At 71.9% G+C, this 17,875-nt stretch carries 15 protein-coding genes; 2 read left to right on the forward strand and 13 right to left on the reverse strand.

Features of this window, described 5'->3' with window-relative positions:
- Positions 1 to 3 precede the first annotated feature (3 nt).
- From ACU6P3_RS27810 to ACU6P3_RS27840, 7 genes are all read right to left on the reverse strand, one after another.
- Entirely contained in the window at positions 4 to 1,752 is a 1,749-nt protein-coding gene (locus ACU6P3_RS27810) for a serine hydrolase domain-containing protein (RefSeq protein ID WP_447194615.1), read from the reverse strand.
- The gene (locus ACU6P3_RS27815; protein WP_447194616.1) at positions 1,752 to 2,663 is read right to left on the reverse strand and encodes a class I SAM-dependent methyltransferase; all 912 of its coding nucleotides are present in this window, start codon (positions 2,661 to 2,663) and stop codon (positions 1,752 to 1,754) included. Before ACU6P3_RS27815 ends, ACU6P3_RS27810 begins: the two co-directional genes overlap by 1 nt.
- Positions 2,660 to 3,850: a Gfo/Idh/MocA family protein gene (locus ACU6P3_RS27820; protein WP_447194617.1), complete on the reverse strand. Its 1,191-nt coding sequence runs from the start codon at positions 3,848 to 3,850 to the stop codon at positions 2,660 to 2,662. The genes ACU6P3_RS27815 and ACU6P3_RS27820 overlap by 4 nt, the downstream gene beginning before the upstream one ends.
- 67 nt (positions 3,851 to 3,917) lie before the next feature.
- Positions 3,918 to 5,225 carry a B12-binding domain-containing radical SAM protein gene (locus tag ACU6P3_RS27825; protein ID WP_447194618.1) on the reverse strand — a complete coding sequence of 436 codons (1,308 nt, stop codon included), beginning with the start codon at positions 5,223 to 5,225 and terminating at the stop codon, positions 3,918 to 3,920.
- Positions 5,226 to 5,237: 12 nt separating this feature from the next.
- Positions 5,238 to 6,335, reverse strand: a complete 1,098-nt coding sequence (locus ACU6P3_RS27830; RefSeq protein WP_447194619.1) for a Gfo/Idh/MocA family oxidoreductase — start codon at positions 6,333 to 6,335, stop codon at positions 5,238 to 5,240.
- Positions 6,336 to 6,343: 8 nt separating this feature from the next.
- Positions 6,344 to 8,017 carry a hypothetical protein gene (locus ACU6P3_RS27835; protein WP_447194620.1) on the reverse strand — a complete coding sequence of 558 codons (1,674 nt, stop codon included), beginning with the start codon at positions 8,015 to 8,017 and terminating at the stop codon, positions 6,344 to 6,346.
- A gap of 183 nt (positions 8,018 to 8,200) precedes the next feature.
- Positions 8,201 to 9,187 carry a 3-oxoacyl-ACP synthase III family protein gene (locus ACU6P3_RS27840; RefSeq protein WP_447194621.1) on the reverse strand — a complete coding sequence of 329 codons (987 nt, stop codon included), beginning with the start codon at positions 9,185 to 9,187 and terminating at the stop codon, positions 8,201 to 8,203.
- 211 nt (positions 9,188 to 9,398) lie between these two features.
- Between ACU6P3_RS27840 and ACU6P3_RS27845 the strand changes: the two genes are divergently transcribed.
- Positions 9,399 to 9,527: a hypothetical protein gene (locus tag ACU6P3_RS27845; protein ID WP_447194622.1), complete on the forward strand. Its 129-nt coding sequence runs from the start codon at positions 9,399 to 9,401 to the stop codon at positions 9,525 to 9,527.
- A gap of 112 nt (positions 9,528 to 9,639) precedes the next feature.
- Positions 9,640 to 10,557 carry a DUF1259 domain-containing protein gene (locus ACU6P3_RS27850; RefSeq protein WP_447194623.1) on the forward strand — a complete coding sequence of 306 codons (918 nt, stop codon included), beginning with the start codon at positions 9,640 to 9,642 and terminating at the stop codon, positions 10,555 to 10,557.
- Positions 10,558 to 10,594: 37 nt separating this feature from the next.
- Here the strand turns inward: ACU6P3_RS27850 and ACU6P3_RS27855 are convergent, their stop codons facing one another.
- From ACU6P3_RS27855 to ACU6P3_RS27880, 6 genes are all read right to left on the reverse strand, one after another.
- On the reverse strand, positions 10,595 to 12,022 hold the full coding sequence (locus ACU6P3_RS27855; RefSeq protein ID WP_447194624.1) for a pectate lyase family protein: 1,428 nt from the start codon (positions 12,020 to 12,022) through the stop codon (positions 10,595 to 10,597).
- 93 nt (positions 12,023 to 12,115) lie between these two features.
- On the reverse strand, positions 12,116 to 13,453 hold the full coding sequence (locus ACU6P3_RS27860) for an ABC transporter substrate-binding protein (protein WP_447194625.1): 1,338 nt from the start codon (positions 13,451 to 13,453) through the stop codon (positions 12,116 to 12,118).
- 109 nt (positions 13,454 to 13,562) lie between these two features.
- A complete protein-coding gene (locus ACU6P3_RS27865) occupies positions 13,563 to 14,528 on the reverse strand; it encodes a DUF6807 domain-containing protein (protein ID WP_447194626.1) in 966 nt (321 codons plus the stop codon).
- Complete coding sequence (locus tag ACU6P3_RS27870; RefSeq protein WP_447194627.1) at positions 14,525 to 15,802, reverse strand: Gfo/Idh/MocA family protein; 1,278 nt, start codon at positions 15,800 to 15,802, stop codon at positions 14,525 to 14,527. Before ACU6P3_RS27870 ends, ACU6P3_RS27865 begins: the two co-directional genes overlap by 4 nt.
- Complete coding sequence (locus tag ACU6P3_RS27875; protein ID WP_447194628.1) at positions 15,799 to 16,704, reverse strand: carbohydrate ABC transporter permease; 906 nt, start codon at positions 16,702 to 16,704, stop codon at positions 15,799 to 15,801. Before ACU6P3_RS27875 ends, ACU6P3_RS27870 begins: the two co-directional genes overlap by 4 nt.
- Positions 16,701 to 17,651 (reverse strand): carbohydrate ABC transporter permease, encoded by a 951-nt coding sequence (locus ACU6P3_RS27880; protein WP_447194629.1) that lies wholly within the window; start codon positions 17,649 to 17,651, stop codon positions 16,701 to 16,703. Before ACU6P3_RS27880 ends, ACU6P3_RS27875 begins: the two co-directional genes overlap by 4 nt.
- Positions 17,652 to 17,875: the final 224 nt, after the last annotated feature.

Raw genomic sequence — 17,875 nt, forward strand, 5'->3', positions numbered from 1 at the left:
CCCTCACGCCAGGCCGAGGTCGCGGTACACGGCGTCACCGATGGCGAGCATGCGTTCCTGGTGCTCGTTCTGCGACACCTTGCCGTTGAGGTGCAGGGCGACAGCCAGCCCGGCGTCCGGATCGGCGAAGGCCGCGGAGGTCCACAGCCCGTAGTGACCGAAGGTGCGGTGCGAGGCGTACCTGCTGAACGCGGTGTACGGCTCGCCCAGATAACGGGACTCCACCCGGAACCCCAGCCCCCAGTCGGCGTTGCCGAAGGCGTCCGTGAGCCCGACACGATGGCGTGCCGTCATCGCCATGACCGTCGCCGGCCGCAGCACCCGCCCGCCGTGGCCCCGGCCGTCGGCCAGCAGGGTCTCGAAGAAACGGCCGAGGTCCCGGACCGGCCCGCGCATGTTGAGCCCGTGGATGGGCCGGGTGCACGATTCCTCGGTGGCGTACCACCGGGTCGGTTCCGTGGGGAAGCCGCCCCCGGCGATGTGGATGAGCGGCAGCCGGTCCGCCCGCTCCCGGTACTCGTCCGGGGAGAGCACCATCCGGGTGTCGGTCATCCGGCAGGGGGCGAGGACCTCTTCGGTCAGATAGCGCTCGTAGTCGCGGCCGTCGACGGCCCGGACCACCTCCGCCAGCAGGAACCAGGCCCACCACGGCGCGTAGTTGATACGGGTCCCCGGTTCGGCACCCGGGGGGAGCCGCATGGCCCTGACCTGCTCGCGGCGGACCTCGACGGGCGCGGCGAACGTGCCGTGCAGCGGGTCCAGCGCCATGGGCACGGGCGTGGTGTGGGTCAGCAGCTGGAAGAGGGTGATCTTCTCCCGGCCCTCACCGTCGAACCACGGCAGGTACGCGGCGACCGGCCGGTGCGGGTCCACCAGTCCCCGCTCCCAGAGCTGTCCGATGCCGACCGCGCCGACCGCCTTGGAGCAGCAGTACCAGATAGGCCAGGACTCGCGGGTGAAGGGGACCGAGGGGCGGCACTCCCCGAGGGCCGCGGACACTGTCGTGCCGGAGGGCGCGTGTGACACGTACAGCTGGGCCCCGGGGGTGGTCCGGCCGAGTTCACGGGTCAGGGCGGCCATGGTCCGGGGCAGCGCGTCACGAGCCGCCGCCACGGCCGACTCCTCCGTACCCTCCCCGTCAGCGGCCGTGCCGGGGACGGCGGCCGGCCGGGCGTGCGCCGGAAGCGCGTGCGCGGGCGGGCGGGTCGTCCGCCGGGCGGGCGCGGTGTCCGCGCCCTCGGGCAGGCCGGAGGTACCCGCGCGCAGTTCGGCGAGCGCCCCCGACACGTCCTGGCTGAGGATCCGGTCGAGGAAGAACACGAACAGGAACGCGCCTTCCAGCCGCAGGCCGCCGTGCTCGAACAGCCGCGTCCGGTGCGCCTGGTCGCCGAACAGCAGGGTGCCCGCGTCCGCGTACGTGAGGGTGAACGCGAGAGTGGGCCGATCCGTGCCGTGGCCCGCCGTGAACCGGAGCGCGCCCGAGCCGAGGTCCACCAGGACGTCCAGCGCGGCGACCGTACGCTCCGGCGGGTCGACGACGTCCAGTCCGATCCGGATCGCGTCCGCCTCGTCGGCGGGGAGCGCGGCGAACGCGGACTCGGCGGCGCTCAGCCACTCCGCCGAGAACAGCGGGCGCCGGGGCGTGACGGCCGCCCGTTCGGTGTCCGGGGCGTCCGCGCCCGCCCTCGGTGCCGCGGCCTCCGCGGCAGCCGTGCCGGCGTGGACGTCCGTCCTGACGGATGCCCGCCCCATCATTTGCTCCTGGCCACGGTGAACCGGACCTTGGAGACGCTGGTGAGGCTGGAGTCGGCTGCCTTGAGTGTGTCCAGTTCGGCGTTCACGGCCGCCACGGCGTCCTCGCGCGCGTCGTCGGGGACGCTCTCCCAGAACTGCCGGCCGGCGGTCGACCACACCCACGTCCACCACTGTTCGGCGTCGGCGAAGCGGGTGACGCAGTCCTCCTCGACCGTCTCCGCGTCGGCGAAGCCGGCGTCGGAGAGCATCGTGTGGAAGGCGTCGACCGAGCGGAACGGGCTGTTCGCGGGCAGGGCGTGCGAGGACGGGCCGCGGCCGTACGGGGCACTGGCGGCGAAGACCGGGTCCCACCGCGGGTCCGGCCGCCCCCACCAGGACACCGCGAACCGTCCGCCCGGCTTGAGCAGTTCGTGGTAGCGGGCCGCGGCCGTCCGCGGACGGGGGAAGAAGAACAGGCTGATCCCGGCGAGGACGGTGTCGAACGAACCCGGTGCCACGGACACCCCGACCGCGCCGTTCGCGCCACCGGTGCCGTTCGTGCCGTCCGCCCCGTCCCCGCCGGCCGGTGTGACGCTCTCCGCGTCGCCGACGAAGGCCCGCGCCCGGCGCAGCCCGTGCCGGGTGATCTCCTCCCGGGCCCGCGCCACCATCCCGGGGGACAGATCGACGCCGATGACCTCGCCCTCGGGTCCGGCCGCCCGCGCTGCGGGGACCAGTACGGCGCCCGTGCCGCAGCCGACGTCCAGCACCCGCTCCCCGGCCGTGACCCCGGCATGGGCCACCAGCCGGCGGCCGAGGTCGTCGAAGTGCTCCACCCCGACGCGCTCGTACGTCGGCGCGCTGCGGTCGAAGAGCAGGGCGAGCGCCGCCTTCCGGTCGGCCTCCCCGTCGCGTACGACGCCGCTCATGATGTGTCCTCCTCGTGATGCGTGCCGGTGCAGGGCCCGTTGCCGGCGCCGGTGCCCGTGTCGGTACCGGTGTCGGCGCCGGTACGTGGCGGACCGGAGTCGACCCGTACGGGCCGTCCCGTGGCCGCCGAGGTGTAGACGGCGGTGACCACCGCCACCGCCCGCCGGCCGGCCTCCGCGTCCACCAGCGGGGCCCGGCCCTCCCGTACGGCGTCGACGAAGTCCAGCACCTGGTCGCGATGCGGCTGGTACAACAGGCCGATCCGGTCCCGGCTGACGTCGCGCTTCTGGGAGGGCGCGTGCTCGGCGGCCTGGTTCGCCGCGCCGAACGCCCCGTAGGCGGGCGCCCGTTCGCCCTCGCGCGCGGCATGGAAGTAGGCCAGTTCGTCGTTGTCGACGACCACCGAACCCCGGTCGCCGTGCACCGAGATCCGGGCGGTACGGCCCGGATAGGCGGCTGTGGTCGCCAGCAGCGCGCCGAGCGCACCGTCGCGGAACCGCAGACTCGCGGTGGCCACGTCCTCCACCGCCAGCCCGTCGTGGGCCAGCACGGCGGTGTGCGCGGCCACCTCCACCACCGGCCCGGCCAGCCACTGCGCCAGGTCCACGGCGTGCACGGCCTGGTTCATCAGGGCGCCGCCGCCGTCCAGGGCGCGGGTGCCGCGCCAGCCGCCCGAGTCGTAGTAGGACTGCTCGCGCCACCAGGGCAGCTCGACCAGGACGGAGGTGACGCGCCCCAGCTCCCCCGCCCCGATCGCGGTGCGGGCCAGCAGCACCGCCGGGTCGAAGCGGCGCTGCGACACCACCCCGAGCGTCCTGCCCTCCCGTCGCGCCACGGAGATCAGCCGGGCCGCGGCGGCGGGCGTCACCTCCAGCGGCTTCTCGACGAGGAGGTGCTTGCCCGCGCGCAGCACGGCCGTCCCGAGGTCGGCGTGCGTACCGCTCGGCGTGCACAGCAGGACGGCGTCCACGTCCCGGCGGGCGAGCAGTTCGGGCACGCCGACCGCGTCGCGGTTCAGTTCGGCCGCCAGCTCGCGGGTCCGCGCCGGGTCCCGGCCGGCGACCGCGGTCAGCCGTGCCCGGCCGCGCAGCTCCGGGTCGTCCCGGGTCAGCAGCCGCCCCAGGAATCCGCCGATGGATCCGCAGCCGACGATCCCGAACCTCAGCTCCCCGCGCGGCTGCTCCACGGGTTTCCCCGGCGGCTTTCCGTACGTACCGGGCCGTGCCGGGGGGCGCTCGACCGGATCCACGGGCTCAGGCGACCGGGACAATGGCGTTGCCCAGGTAGTTCGACAGCGAGGTGAGGCGCCGCTCCTGACCGTCCAGGTCGGCCGGGTACGCCTCGCGGTAGCGCCGGGTCACCGCCTGGATCTCCTGCCAACTGCCGGGCGCGGCACCGTTGTTGTACTGAGGTGCCAGCTGGTCGTAGAGGCTCGTCCCGGGCCGCAGGAACAACTGGTTGATGCCGAACCACGCGGGGATTCCCGACGCCCAGTCGACCAGCCAGTCGGCCATGCAGGCGTCGTCGTCGGGCAGACCGAGCAGGATGAAGGCGAACGGGACGATCCCTGCGTCCTTGAGCTTGAGCACGGCATCGCGGATCTGCTGCTCGGTGACCCGCTTGTGCACGCCCGTGGTCGCCACGGCGGGCGACTCGGCGCCCAGCCACATGCCCTGGCAGCCTGCTTTGGCCCACTCGGTCACATCGCTCTTGAGCACGATCTCGGCCCGGGTCTGGCCGACCCAGCCCACGTCCTGGCCGCGCAGCCGCCGGCAGATGTCGTTGTAGAAGGTCTTGTTGATCCCGAAGACGTAGTCGAGGAAGAACTGGAACTCCAGGCCCGCCGCCTGCTGCGCCTCCACCTCGGCGATCACCCGGTCCACCGGCTGGGTCCGCATCCGGTTGCCGAACGGGAGGTGGCAGAACGTGCAGCCGTACGTGCAGCCGCGGGCGGCCAGCACCATGCCGCAGGGGCCGGGCTGGGGCAGGCCGTCGACGATGACCTCGGCCGTGTAGTCGGCCATGGGGGCCAGGTCGTAGGCCGGCAGCGCGAACTCCTCCAGGGGGATGTTCGGATACGGTTTCGGCCGGGCCCCGATGATCGAGAGCGGGGAGGCGGGCGTGACGTCGCCGGACAGTACTCTGGCCGTGGCGCCCGCGGTCAGGCTGCGGACCGCCCCCACGGCCGCGGAGTCCGCCTCGCCGATCGCGACGTGCTCCACCCCGAGGTCCAGCCGGGTGGCCTCCGGCAGATGGGTGCCGTGCGGCCCGATGGCCACGGTACGGGCGCCCGGGAAGCGCGCCTTCGCCCGGTCCACGGCCGCCTTGACCGGCCCCAGGTCGAGCGGATAGCACTGGGCCCGGTCGGCGATGGCGGAGGAGACGATCAGGATGTCGGCCTCGGCGCCGCCGGGGGGCGCGTCCTGGAGACGCTGGTCCCAGAGGGCGACCTCATGCCCCTCGGCCCGCAGCTGACCGGCGGCCGTGAGGACGTCCAGGGGCACCTGGATGAAGTACTGGTCGAATTTGTTGCTGGGTATCACCAGGCAGATTCGGCTCATGAGCGCATGACCTCACAGGGACGCGGTGGGAGTGGCGTGTCGGTGTGCGCCGGACGGCGGTCGTTCGGGGGACCGGGCCGTCCGTGCCAGCCGGCCGATGCGGTCGATGGGCCGCAGGTCGACGGCGGGCCGGGCGGGTTCGGTGAGCAGGGCGCTCATCGACCAGCGCAGCGCGTTGTCCATCGGGGAGTCGTGGAACAGCCAGTCGTGCCGTACACCGGGCCCCTCGACGAGCAGCCGGTGCGTGTTGCGCGGCAGCGGGGTGCCGTTCTTCAGGATCACGGGGTCCAGTTCCAGGGTGAAGCGCACCGGCCCGGCGGCGACCTCGACCAGCCGCTGCCGGCTCTCGCCGCCCTCGTGGGCCGGTCCGAGCCATTTGGGCGCGGGCACCAGCGCGTGGGACCCGGCGCCCACGACAGTGGAGTACAGCTCGACGGCGATGCCGTCGACCAGGGTGGTCTCATGGGCTGCGGTGCTGGTCAGCGCCGGGTCGAGAGCCACCCGCACATCGTGGTCGGCCGGGTCGGTGGCCAGGTACCGGTCGTACACCCCGGTCGGCAGGACACCGCTCACCAGCGCCAGCATGTGCAGCCACTCGTAGCCGAAGACCCCGTAGTCGTGGTCCACGAACCGGCCCGCCGCGATGTCCTCCCTGCGGTCCTTGCCGAATCCCACCCGCACCCCGCTCACCGGCTGCCCGGGGGCGAACTCCTGTCGCACCGAGCGCAGGACGGCGACCGCCTGGGCGTGCCGGTACTGGTTCATCACCACCAGCCGGGCGTGTTCGTGGCGGGCCAGCAGCGCGGTGAGGGCGGGACCCTCGTCGGACCGGCAGACCGGCTTCTCCACCAGCAGCCGCGCGGCGGGGTCGCGGTCGAGCACCTCCGCCACCGCCGTCAGATGGTGCGCGGTCGGCGAGCACACCGACCACACGTCGACCGCCGGCCGGCGCGGCACGTCCGCCGTCCGGCGGTACCCGGGCACTCCCGGGGGCAGCGCGTCGACGGCCGGGTCCACCACACTGACGTGGAACCCCAGGGCCCTCAGCAACCGCTCGTGCAGCCGGCCCGCGACGCCGTAGCCGATCACGCACACATGTGTCCTCGACATGCGCGCCGTCACCGGGCGGTGGCCGGTACGGGTCCGGACGTGTCGCCCGCGCGCCGCCGCGCGCCCGCCAGGTACTCCTCGTAGTAGGCGTCGAAGAGTCCCGCCTCGTCGACGGCCCGGTCCACCGGCTCCAGGTGGAGACCCGGCCCGAGCGCGTCGAGGTCGCGGCAGACGGTTCTGGCGGCGATCAGTGTGCCGGCCCGGTAGGCGTCGTAGCCGCGGTTGGCGATGCCCTCGTACTCGAAGAGGTTGAGCGAGCGCCCGTCGCCCAGGAGGGTGGCAGCGGCGCCGGAGGGCAGGAGGTAGCGCACTCCCACGTACGGCACCACCGTCGACTCGACGCCCGGGTATCCCTCGCTCAGGAGGCTGAAGTCCTTGGTGGCGAAACCGGCGAGATACACGCCGTCGGGCAGCAGCGGCAGGTTCTCCTCGGTGACGGCGAGTTCCCCGGTGCCGCCGATGATCAGGAAGGGGGAGTGGTCGCGCAGCGCCTCGGTGGCGGTCCGGTACGTCTCGAAGCCGTGCTCCGCGGCCGTGATCAGCGCCAGGACATCGGTGTCGACGACGCTCACCCGGCAGCCGAGCGACCGGAGCGCGTGCGCGACCCGGCCGCCCAGCGTGCCGTAGCCGAGGACGAGGACGTGCCGGCCGATGAACTTCTCGCCGGGCAGGACGGCCCGCAGCCGCCGGACGCAGGAATCGGCTATCTCGTTGTAGCCGAGCATCGTCTTCAGCCGCGACCTGGCCATGTTCAGCACCGGGATGGACAGTTCGCCCGGCGCGCCCGCGATCCGCTTCAGGCCGCTCACCGTCAGCTCGACGGCCGCGTCGATGTGCTCGGTGAGGGCGCCGCGCGACCCGTAGCCCTGGGCCAGCAGCCCGCCGTCGTCGATCACCAGCACCTTCCGGCCGGCGGCGTGCGCGCGCCAGATGAAGGCGTTGACGCGCTCGTTGACACCGAGCGCGTACGCCTGGGCCGTCGCATCGGCGGATCCGTTGATGACGGAGTTGTCCAGCACGTCGCTGAGGTAGCCGTGCTGGAGGAACCACGAGTGGACCCGGCTGCGGTGCAGGGTCCGGTCCCCCTTGGACAGGGCGAACACCCAGTCCGGGTCGAGCCCGGCGCGCTCCATGCCGAGCAGGAAGCCCACGCTGTTCTCGACGTAGTGGTCCCGGAAGATCAGCGCCCAGTCGGCCAGCGCGGGCTCCTTGGTGGCGTACCGGTCGACCAGGGGCATGGCCCGGACGATGGACTCGATCTCCGCTTCGGTGTAGCACTGGCCGCGCAGGGTCAGCTTCTCCACCAGGCGCCGGAAGACGGCGCGGGCCCCGTCCGACACCGGCCCCGACGTGGTGAGCAGCACCTGGCGGCTGCCCGCGGCCGGGAGGATGTGGTCAAGGGTGTCGGGGGCGACGTCGGGCAGGGGCCTGCTGCGGATCTCCAGGCACGTGCCGTCCACATAGGTCCGGTAGGTGCCGGGTTTGAGGACCTCGAGCTCCGGCTCGCCCGGCGGCACGCCCTCGCCGCGGAGCACGGACCGTACGACGTCCTGGAGCTGGTCGGGGGTCATCCGGCCGTCGAGCACCTCGTACAGGCCGTCGGTGGCCTCGGCGGACTCAGCGGACCCGGCGGGTCGGCCGTTCAACGCGTCACGCACCGACTCGGTTTCGGAGACTGACACTTTCAACCTCTTCTCAGGCATGGTCAATCGCGTGGGGGCAGGGATGCCAAGGGCAAGGGCAAGGGCAAGGGCAAGGGCAAGGGCCAAAGGCGGCAAGGGGAGCCAAGGGCGGGGCCGCAGGGGCAGCGGCGGCGGCAGGGGCAGCGGGGAGAAGCGGAACGCGGATGCCGGCCCGAACGGAGGTCAATACCACGTCAGCACCGTTCCCGCGGCCGTCATACCACCCCCCACGGCCGCGAGAAGGATTCGCTCACCGCGCCGGAAAGGGCGGCGCAGCTGCGCGTCCCGCATGGTGATGGGAATGGAGGCCGCTCCGGTGTTCCCATAAGCGGGAGCCGTCATCGGAACCCGGTCCGGGTCCAGCTTCATTTCGGCCGTCATTCTTTCCAGCAGCCGCACATTGGCCTGGTGGAAAATGAACCGGTCGATGTCCTCGACCGAGAGCCCGCAGTCCGCCAGGGTTTCCCCGACGACTTCCGGAAGGACCTTCAGCGCGTATGCGGCGACGGCCCGGCCGTCCATCTTGAACAAATGTTCCCCCGCGGCCCACGCCTCCGGGGTCAGCGGCTTCCTGGTGCCGCCGGCCGGTACCTCGACCAGGCGGCGCAGGCCGCCGTGCGCCACCATCCGTGACGCGCCGATGCCGTAACCCTCCGGCACGGGGCCGAGCAGCGCGGCACCGGCGCCGTCCCCGAAGAGGCTGACGGTCCGCCGGTCGCCGCGGTCCATGACGGTGGAGAACATGTCGGCGCCCACGACCAGCGCGTACGTGCCGTGGGTGGGTCCGGAGGCGAGCAGCGCCGCGGCGGTCGTCACGCCGTAGAGGAACCCGGAGCAGACGGCGTTGATGTCGAACGCCGCCGCTGCCTCCAGGCCCAGTCCGCTCTGGAGCGCCACGGCCGTCGCCGGCTGCGGCTGGTCGGGAGTGGCGGTGGCGACGATCACCAGGCCGATGTCCCGTTCGATCCCTGGATTCCTCGCGAGGAGATCGAGGACCGCCTCATGGGCCAGATCGGAGGTCGCCATTCCGGCGGGTGCGTAACGCCGCTCGATTATCCCGGTGCGCCGCTCGACCCACTCTTCCGGGATATCGGCCCACTCGCTGATACGCGCATTGTCGACGACGGTTTCCGGAACATGGAATCCGACCCCCAAGATACCGATTGGCACGCCACACTCCCTCGTCCCGCCGAGCCCGGGCGAATTCACCTTACGAAAACCGGAGGCGGGACTTCATACCCTTACCACCCCTATCGGCCCCTACCCGGGTCCGCCCGGGCCGGGCGGCGGAACAGGGGGAGAGCGGGGAGGGGGACCGGGCCGGGGAGCCGAGAAGGAGGACGGCCGGGACGACGGGGATACTCCGCCGAGGGCCGTCCTCGTGCCGGGGCTGCCCGGCTGTGTGGTGCCGGCGTTCTCCCTCCCCGCCGTCCCGGTGGTCTCCCGCGCCGGGGCACTGGCACTGGGCGCGGCCCGGTACGGGCTGCGGCGAACCGTCACCGGCCGGTAGCCGCCAGGCCCGCTCCGGCCCGCGACGCGCGCAGCGGGCCGGCGTGTGGTGCCCTGGGTAGGGAGCACACCAGCCTTCGGGTGACCCGCCCGACCCTTTCCGGGAGGACCCTATGGCCCGCCGAAAAGCGCCCCGGCTCCCCGCTGCCGCCGCGGCCCTTGCCACCGCGCTCACGCTCACCCCGGGCACCGCCTCCGGCCAGGCCCGTGACATCGACTGGAACGCCGTGGGCCGCGCCATCGGCCGCCCACTGACCACCGAGAGTCAGGGCGTGCACACCGCGGAATGGCTGCGCACCGACCTGCGCGTGGTCAACGCGGGGGTGACCGAGAACCCGGCCATGGAACTGAGTGCCGAAACGTCCTTCCACCCCACCAGTGGCGGTCGGGCGCTGATGATCGGGGAGATCACCCTCACCGGCGACGAGGTCGATACGGTCGTCGACCGTCTCCAGCGCGGCGGCGTGGAGGTCACCGCGCTGCACAAGCACCTCCAGGAGGAGACCCCGCGCCTGTGGTGGCTGCACTACCGGGCCGACGGCGATCCCGTGGCCATCGCCCGCACCGTGCACTCCGCTCTCGTCGCCACCGGTATCCCGTTGGACCAGGAAGCACCCGGTGAGCGGCCCATCGATCTCGACACCGGCGCGCTCGACCGGATCATCGGTACGAAGGGCGAGAACGAGAACGGCGTGCTCCAGTACCATGTCCCGGTCGCCCAGCAGGTCACCGACACCCGCGCTCACCTCACGCTGCCCGCCAAGATGGAAGCCTCGACCCTGCTGATGTTCCAGCCGCTGGGCGGCGGCCGGGCGGCGGTCAACGGCGACTTCGCCATGACCGCCGACCAGGTCAACCGTGTGATCAAGGCCCTGCGCTCGCACGGTCTGACGGTCATCGAACTGCACAACCACCTGCTGTACGAGCAGCCCCGCCTGTACTACCTGCACTTCTGGAAGACCGGCGACGCCACCGAACTCGCCCACGACCTGCGCGCGGGCCTCGACCAGGTCCACGCGCCCCGCGGCTGACCGGATCAGCCCGGGCGACCACACGGCCGGTGTCCCGTCAGCGGAGCTTTCCGGCTCCCGCCCCGGCGTCGACGACCCGGGGCACCACGCGCGGGGCGTCGACCGCCGTGCGCAGGACGGGCGTCCAGCCGGCGTCGGGCCGCAGAGTCTCCTCGGGGATCTCCGCGTTGTGCACGGCGAGCAGGTCGACGTACCGGCCGTTCACGTGGTTGTCCGCCGTGGTGACCGGCGCGTCCTTCCACTTCTTGAGGACCCTGGCCGGGCTCACCCCGGACGGAAGTGTGAACGCGTTCTTCTCCGCGACCAGCTGGGACTCGATGCCGATGCCGAACGAGTACACGTAGCCCGAGGCGGGGACCACGTAGTGGTTGTTGTACGTGTCGACCTTGCCGAAGCGCACGCGGGGCGCCCGCTCGACGATGTTCCTGAACTGGTTGTGGTGCAGGGTCACCCGGAGCCTGCCGCGGTCGTCCGCCCCGGCGCTGTCGCTGTTGCCGATCATCAGTGTCTTGTCGTGGTCGGCGAACACGTTCCAGGAGACGGTGACCAGGTCCGCGCCCCGGACGATGTCCAGCTCGCCGTCGTGCTGCTGGTACAACTGGCCGTAGTAGTAAGGCTGTTCACTGTCCGGTCGGCGTCCGTCGGTGAAGGTGTTGTGGTCCACCCACACATGCGTGGAGCCGTACACCACCAGGTTGTCGTACTCGCTGTTCCAAGCGCCCAGGTCGCCGTCCGTCGGGTCCCACTGCGGGAAGCAGTCGAAGGCGTCCTCGAAGGTGAGATTGCGGACCACGACGTTGTCGACGTCCTTGACCTGGAGACTGCCGCCGAGGATGCGGGCGTTCCGGCCCACGCCCACGATCGTCGTGTTCGCCGGGACGTACGCCTTGACCTGTTCGGCCTGGCGCGCGGCGGACGCGGCCCGCAGGTCCTCCTGTTCGCCGCTCACCGGGTTCTCGTACCCCCAGACCGCCGGGTCGTACGTGGCGAGGTACGTGGCGAACGAATAACCGTCGGCGGCGAAGTCGTCGCAGGCCAGCGGGGCTCCCTGGGCATCGGAGAGCGCGTCCAGCGTGCCCTTGACCCGGATGACCGACGGGGCGCCCGCGGCGGCGGCGAGCGCGGCCTTGAGCTCCGCCCAGGTGGTCACCGTGTAGACGTGCCGGGCATCGGCCGCCCGGCCGCCCGTGGTGCCGCCGTCGGCGGACGCCCAGCCGTCGTTCGCGGGCAGCGCGGCCCGCTCGAACCCGCCGGCCCGCCCCGTCCCGCCGGAGCGGGCCTGGGCGGGGGCGGCGAGTCCCGCCAGGCCCAGGGCCGCGGCGATCGCGCCCGCAGCCACGGCACGCGCCGCGGCGCCGCCGCGCGCCCGGCGCCCCGCGGTGCTCGCGGCAGCCGCCGGGGCGCCGGTCGTGGTCGTGCCGGTCGTGGTGGTGCTACCGGTCGTGACTAATTGATCTCTTCGCATGGGACAGCGACTCCTCAGTCGTCGAGCCAGGTCGGCCGGTGTGCGCGGGACAAGGGAAGCGGGAGCGGTGGGGCGGCGCCGGCGGGCGCCCCGTCAGCTCTTGGTCTGCTCCTTCCACTCCGCCTGTGCCTCGTTCAGCTCCTTGGCGAGCTTGTCCGCGAACTCCTTCGCGGTCATGTCACCCAGCAGCACCTTCTGGAAGTTGGGCTCGTTGCCGCTCTTGCTGATGGTGTTCCAGTCGGGCAGGTAGTACGGCAGGTTGACGATCTTCGTCGTGCCGTCGCTGAGCGCCTTCATCGCGGTGGCCGTCGGCACCGCCTTCCGCACCCAGCCGTCCGTCGCCGCGTCCGTGTTCGCGGGGATGGAGCCCGCCGACTCGTTCCACGCGCTGTTGGACTTGTGCGAGGCCGCGAACTCGATGAGCTTCCAGGCCGCCGCCTTGTTCTTGCTGCCCTTGAACAGCCCCAGGCCGTCCACCGGGTTGGACACCTGCACCCGGGTGCCGTTCTCCTGCGCCGGGTAGGGCAGGCCCTTGAACTTCTCCGGGCCGAGCGCCTTCACATGGTCCTGGTAGGAGGCCAGATTGTGGGTCAGCATGCCGATCGACCCGTTGTCGAACTGCGCGACCATCTTGATGAAGTCGTTGTTGACGTCGGCGGACGGCGTCACCTTCTTGTACAGGGCGACGTACTTCTCCAGGGCCGCCACGTTCCTGGGGTCGTTGACGGTCGTCTTGTCGCCGTCCCAGAACGACGTGATGCCGGACTGCCCGTACATCGCGTCCATGGCCGGCGCGATGGAGCCCGCGCCGCCCCGGATGGTGTAACCGAACTGATTGCTGCCCGGCTTGGTCAGCTTCTCGGCCGCCTCGTAGAACGTCGACCACGTCGCGGGCGGTTCGAGCCCCGCGTCGGCGAACATGTCGCTGCGGTACCAGAGGGTGCCGTTGTTGGTGGAGGTCGGTACGGAGTACATCTCGTCGCCGCGTCCGCCGGCCGCCTTGACGCTGTCGACCAGCGCGGGCACGAGCTTGCCCTTGAGCGCGCCGTCCTGGACGCGGTCGCCGACCGGGTCCAGGACGTCCCGTACGACCAGGTTGGACAGGTACGCGGTGCCCACGCCGCCGACGTCCGGCAGCCCGCCGCCGTCGATGGCCGTGTCGTACTTCGCCTGGACCTGGTCGATGGGGATGCCGACGTACTTGACCTTGATGTCCGGGTTCTCCTTCTCGAAGTCCTTGATGATCTGAGCCCAGATCTCCCGGCGCTCACCCGTGTTGTTGTCCCACAGCGTGATCTCGCCCTTGCCGGACCCCTCGCTGCCGCTCCCGCCGCTCCCGTCGTCACCGCAGGCGGTCGCCGTCAGGGCGAGCACTGCCGACAGGGAGACGGCGGTGACCGTCCGTGCTCTGTACGTCCTGGAGATCTTCATGGTCGGCTCTCTTCTCTCGTGTCACTGTTGCTGTTGCTGTTGCTGTTGCCGTAGCTGTCGTTGCCGCTGCCGGAGCCGACGGAGAGGCGCGCGTGGGGCGCTGCCGCCCTCATGACGACACCGCTTTCCGTGCCAGCGCGCCCGCCGCCGCCCGGTCCAGCCGGCCGTCCGCGACCACGGTGACGATCCGCCGGGCCACGGTCCCGTCCGCCGGCAGCGGCAGCCGTTCCCGCCAGGCGAGCGACGAACCCACGCCCGGGTAGTCCGCCGTCCGTACGAACCACGGGTCCCGGCGCGTCTCCTCGTTGGCCCCGGCGAAGATCAGCGTCCACTCGCGTCCGGCGAGCGCCAGCCAGCGCGCCCTGCGCCCGTGCACCGTGCCCTCGCCCGAGGCGCCCTCGGTGAAGACCTCCACCGCCGGCGCACCGGGCTCGGCCGACGCGGGCGCGCGCCAGAAGAAACCGCCGTACCCCGCCCCCTCGCGGCCGTGGGTGGCGGGGCTGCCGAAGGACAGCTCCCCGCCCGACACATTGGTCAGCGCCGAGGTGACGTCGAGGGCCCAGGCGTCCCGGGAGAGCGCGAGCGCACTGACGGTGCGCCGCTCCCGGAGGAGTTCGCGGCCGGCCCGCCGCCACGACAGCTCCTCCACACAGCCGTCCGGGTCCCGCAGCAGCCAGCCCGTGTGCTCCTGCGTGCCGTGATTGTCCAGTTCGACGGGTCCCCGGCCGCGGACGTAGGTGCGCCCGCCCCAGAAGTTGGCGCCCGAGACGTCCGGCACCGCCACCGACACGCCCAGGTGGTGAGCGTGGTCGGCGGGACGCAGCTCCGTGACCGTGACCCCGCCGAGTGTCCGTACGGGGTGCAGGTACGGACGCGGGGACAGCGCGGCCGGTACCCGGGGCCGGTGGACGTACGTGGCCACCACCCGGCCCGCGCACCGGAGGTCCGTGGCTCCGTCACCGCGTCTCCCGTCCCGGACCCGGGCCCGGGGCGCGGGCGGCCGGGCCGCGCCGGGGCCGATCGGCCCGTTCGCCCCGCCCGCCCCGTTCACTCCCCTCAGTCGTGAGTCGCTCATCGCCGCCGCGTCTCCCCGGGCGGCACGGCCCAGTCCGCGCCCAGTTCGGAGAACGTGGCCAGCGTGCGCGCGCTCGCCTCGACCAGGGCGTCGACGCCCTTGACGACCCGGCGCGGCGCTCGTTCGCCCGGCTCGGCGTACCAGGCGTCGGCGGGCAGCCGGGCGGGCACCGGGGCGGTCCTGACGGCCTCGACGACCCGCATGAAGGCGCCGGTACGCTCCGGCGGTACGAGCAGTGGCTCACCCGCGCGCACATGCCCGACCAGGTTCTCCAGCAGATCCGTCCGGCCGTGGACCACCTCCTGGTCCTGGCCCCGTCCCTGGTACCGGTCCCGTTCCTGGTCCCGCCCCGGGGCCGGGCCTTCCTCCCGCGCCCGGTCCGGCTCCCGCTCCGGCGCCCGGTCGGTGCGCCGTACCACCACCCGGTCCTGCTTGTACCAGAAGGTGATCCGGCCACGCTCGCCGTGCACCACGACGTACGGCTCGCCCGCCCGCTCCGCGCACAGCGTCACCGCGACCGTGACGGACGTGCCCCGGCGGGTCGTCAGCTTCAGGCACGTGGTGTCGTCCGCCTCGATGTCGTTGGCCCGGAACTGCTCCAGCACGATGCCGCCGACATCGCCCGCCAGGTCGCTGCCGTCGATGCGCAGGGCGGTGGCGAGCGCGTGGGCCAGCGGGTTGGTGAGCACGCCGTCCACGACGTCCCGCCCGTCCAGGGTGCGCCGTCCCGCCCAGGAGGTCCGCGCGTAGTACGCCTCGTCCCGTGCCCAGGCCCCGGCGGCGCCGATGCCGCGCACGGCCCCGATCGCGTCGCTCGCCACCAGCTCCCGTATCGCCTCCACCGCGTGGGAGCCGAGCGACTGGAAGCCGACCTGGCAGGCCGTACCGTGTTCGGCGAGCCCGGCCAGCAGCCGCTCGTACTCCGCGTACGAGGGCGTCGTCGGCTTCTCCAGCAGTGTGTGCACACCGCGTTCGGCGGCGGTGAGGGCCAGTTCGGTGTGCGTGTGGATCGGTGTGCAGATCACGGCGATCCGCGCACCCGTGCGCTCCAGGAGGCCGCCGAGGCCGGTGGACTGCTCGGGCTCCCCGAAGCCGGCCAGCTCGGCCGGGCTCAGCGGGGACAGCTCGCAGACACCGGCGAGCCGTACCAGCCCGGCCTCCTGGAGCCGGCGGATGTTCACCAGGTGCGACCGGCCGTGGCCGCGCGCCCCGGCCAGCACGACCGGCAGCGGCGCGGACTCCCGCTCGCCCGTGCCCTCGGTGCGGCCGGTCATCCCTTCACCGCCCCCGCGCTGAAGCCCGTGATCAGCCACTTCTGGATGAAGGCGAAGACGATGACGACCGGCACGGCCGAGATCACACCGCCCGCCGCCAGCGCGCCGAAGTCCACACTGTCCGCCCCGATCAGCGTGGACAGCCCGACCGGGATCGTCTGCTTGTCCTGCTCCATCAGGAACATCAGGGCGAACAGGAAGTGGTTCCAGCTGTTGACGAACGCGAAGGAAGCCACCGCGATCAGCCCGGGCCGCAGCATCGGCAGTACGACGATGCGGAACGCCTGGAAGCGCGAGCAGCCGTCCACCCAGGCCGCCTCCTCCAGGGAGTACGGCACGTTCCGGATGAAGCCGCTGATCAGGATGACCGACAGCGGCAGCTGAAAGACGGTCTCCGCGACGACCACGCTCCCCAGGGAGTTGATCATCTGGAGGTTCTTGAAGATCTGGAACAGCGGCACCAGCATCAGCGCGCCCGGGATGAACTGCGAGCACAGCAACGCCAGCATGAAGGTCTGCTTGAGGCGGAAGTCGAACCGGGCCAGCGCGTACCCGCCGGCCAGCGCCACCAGCGTCGTGCAGATCAGGGTGCAGACCCCGACCAGGGCGCTGTTCTGGAAGAAGACGGAGAAGCTCCGCGCGTTCCAGACCTTGTCGAAGTGGTCGAAGGTCATCGGCCAGGGCACCAGTGAGGTCGAGCCCGCGGGCCGCAGCGCGAACAGCAGCATCCAGTAGAAGGGCACGAGGGTGAAGAGCAGGTACAGACCGAGCGGCAGGTAGATCTGCCAGCGCGGCACCTCGTCGAAGGCGCGCTCGCGGCGCCGGCGCCACGCGGGCGGTGTCGCCGGGCCGTCCGGGGCGGGCGGTGCGGCGGTGCCCTTCTCGGCGATGGCAGCGGTCATTTGTCGTCGCCTCCGAACTTGCTCAGGCGCAGATAGAGGATCGAGCAGAAGAGGAGGATCACGAAGGCGACCGTGGTCAGCGCGGTGGCGTAGCCGAAGTCGTGCGCCTCGAACCCGGTGACCGCGACATACAGCGGCAGTGTGGTCGTGACGCCCGCCGGCCCGCCCTCGGTGAGGGTGAGCAGCAGATCCACGTTGTTGAACTCCCAGACCGCGCGCAGCAGCGTGGACAGGATGATCGCGTCCTTGAGGTGGGGCAGTGTGATGTGGACGAACTGCCGGAACCTGTTCGCCCCGTCCACGGACGCGGCCTCGTACAGGTCCCCGGGGATGGACTGGAGGTCGGCGAGGATCAGGATGGCGAAGAACGGTACGCCACGCCAGAGTTCGGCCAGCACCGCCGCCCAGAACACGGTGCCGGTGTCGGACAGCACGGACGAGCCGTACGTCCCGATGCCCGCGTCGGCGAGGTAGCGGCCGACGCCCGTCGACGGGTTGTAGAGAAGCAGCCAGATGGTGGTCGTCAGCACGCCGGAGACGGCCCAGGGCGAGAAGACGAGGGCCCGGGCGATCGCGCGGCCCACGAAGGTCTGGTTGACGATCAGCGCCAGCCCCAGCCCGAGGGCCAGTTGCAGCGAGACCTCGGTGACGACCCACTTGCCGCTGAAGACGAGGCTGTCCCAGAACAGCGGGTCATCGGTGAAGATCTTGGTGAAGTTGTCCAGGCCCGCGAAGCCGTTCCGCCAGGGCTTGGTGGCGTTGTAGTTCTGCAAGCTGTAGTAGAAGACGCTGAGCATCGGATAGGCGATGAAGCCCAGCATCAGCAGCCCGGCGGGGGCGATCAGCAGATACGGGAGTCGGTGTGGCGTCGCCCCCGTGCGCCGCCTCGGCTTCCCGGGGGCCCGGGGCGGGGCTCCGGATGATTTCTGCGCCACAGCTGAAGCCATGACTGCTTCTCCGTTCCTTGGGTGAAGCGCGCGATGCGTGGTGCAGCGGTGTGTGTGATGCGGTGTGTTGTCTGTGCGCTGCGCGTGCGGTGTGCGTGCGGTGTGCGTGCGCTGCGTCGTGCGGTGTGCCTGCGGTGTGGTGCGCCGTGCGGTGTGCGTTGTGTCCGGTGGGCCCGGGAGCGCGGTCGGAACCGGCGGTCCGGACGGAGCCGGTGGCCCCGGCC

The sequence above is a fragment of the Streptomyces hebeiensis genome, from assembly GCF_052983195.1.

What these genes read in the sequence shown, in the direction of transcription:
- ACU6P3_RS27810 (WP_447194615.1), bottom strand. Translation starts at nt 1,752, where the DNA reads ATGGGGCGGGCATCCGTCAGGACGGACGTCCACGCCGGCACGGCTGCC.
- ACU6P3_RS27815 (WP_447194616.1), bottom strand. Translation starts at nt 2,663, where the DNA reads ATGAGCGGCGTCGTACGCGACGGGGAGGCCGACCGGAAGGCGGCGCTC.
- ACU6P3_RS27825 (WP_447194618.1), bottom strand. Translation starts at nt 5,225, where the DNA reads ATGAGCCGAATCTGCCTGGTGATACCCAGCAACAAATTCGACCAGTAC.
- ACU6P3_RS27830 (WP_447194619.1), bottom strand. Translation starts at nt 6,335, where the DNA reads ATGTCGAGGACACATGTGTGCGTGATCGGCTACGGCGTCGCGGGCCGG.
- ACU6P3_RS27850 (WP_447194623.1), top strand. Translation starts at nt 9,640, where the DNA reads ATGGCCCGCCGAAAAGCGCCCCGGCTCCCCGCTGCCGCCGCGGCCCTT.
- ACU6P3_RS27855 (WP_447194624.1), bottom strand. Translation starts at nt 12,022, where the DNA reads ATGCGAAGAGATCAATTAGTCACGACCGGTAGCACCACCACGACCGGC.
- ACU6P3_RS27860 (WP_447194625.1), bottom strand. Translation starts at nt 13,453, where the DNA reads ATGAAGATCTCCAGGACGTACAGAGCACGGACGGTCACCGCCGTCTCC.
- ACU6P3_RS27865 (WP_447194626.1), bottom strand. Translation starts at nt 14,528, where the DNA reads ATGAGCGACTCACGACTGAGGGGAGTGAACGGGGCGGGCGGGGCGAAC.
- ACU6P3_RS27870 (WP_447194627.1), bottom strand. Translation starts at nt 15,802, where the DNA reads ATGACCGGCCGCACCGAGGGCACGGGCGAGCGGGAGTCCGCGCCGCTG.
- ACU6P3_RS27875 (WP_447194628.1), bottom strand. Translation starts at nt 16,704, where the DNA reads ATGACCGCTGCCATCGCCGAGAAGGGCACCGCCGCACCGCCCGCCCCG.
- ACU6P3_RS27880 (WP_447194629.1), bottom strand. Translation starts at nt 17,651, where the DNA reads ATGGCTTCAGCTGTGGCGCAGAAATCATCCGGAGCCCCGCCCCGGGCC.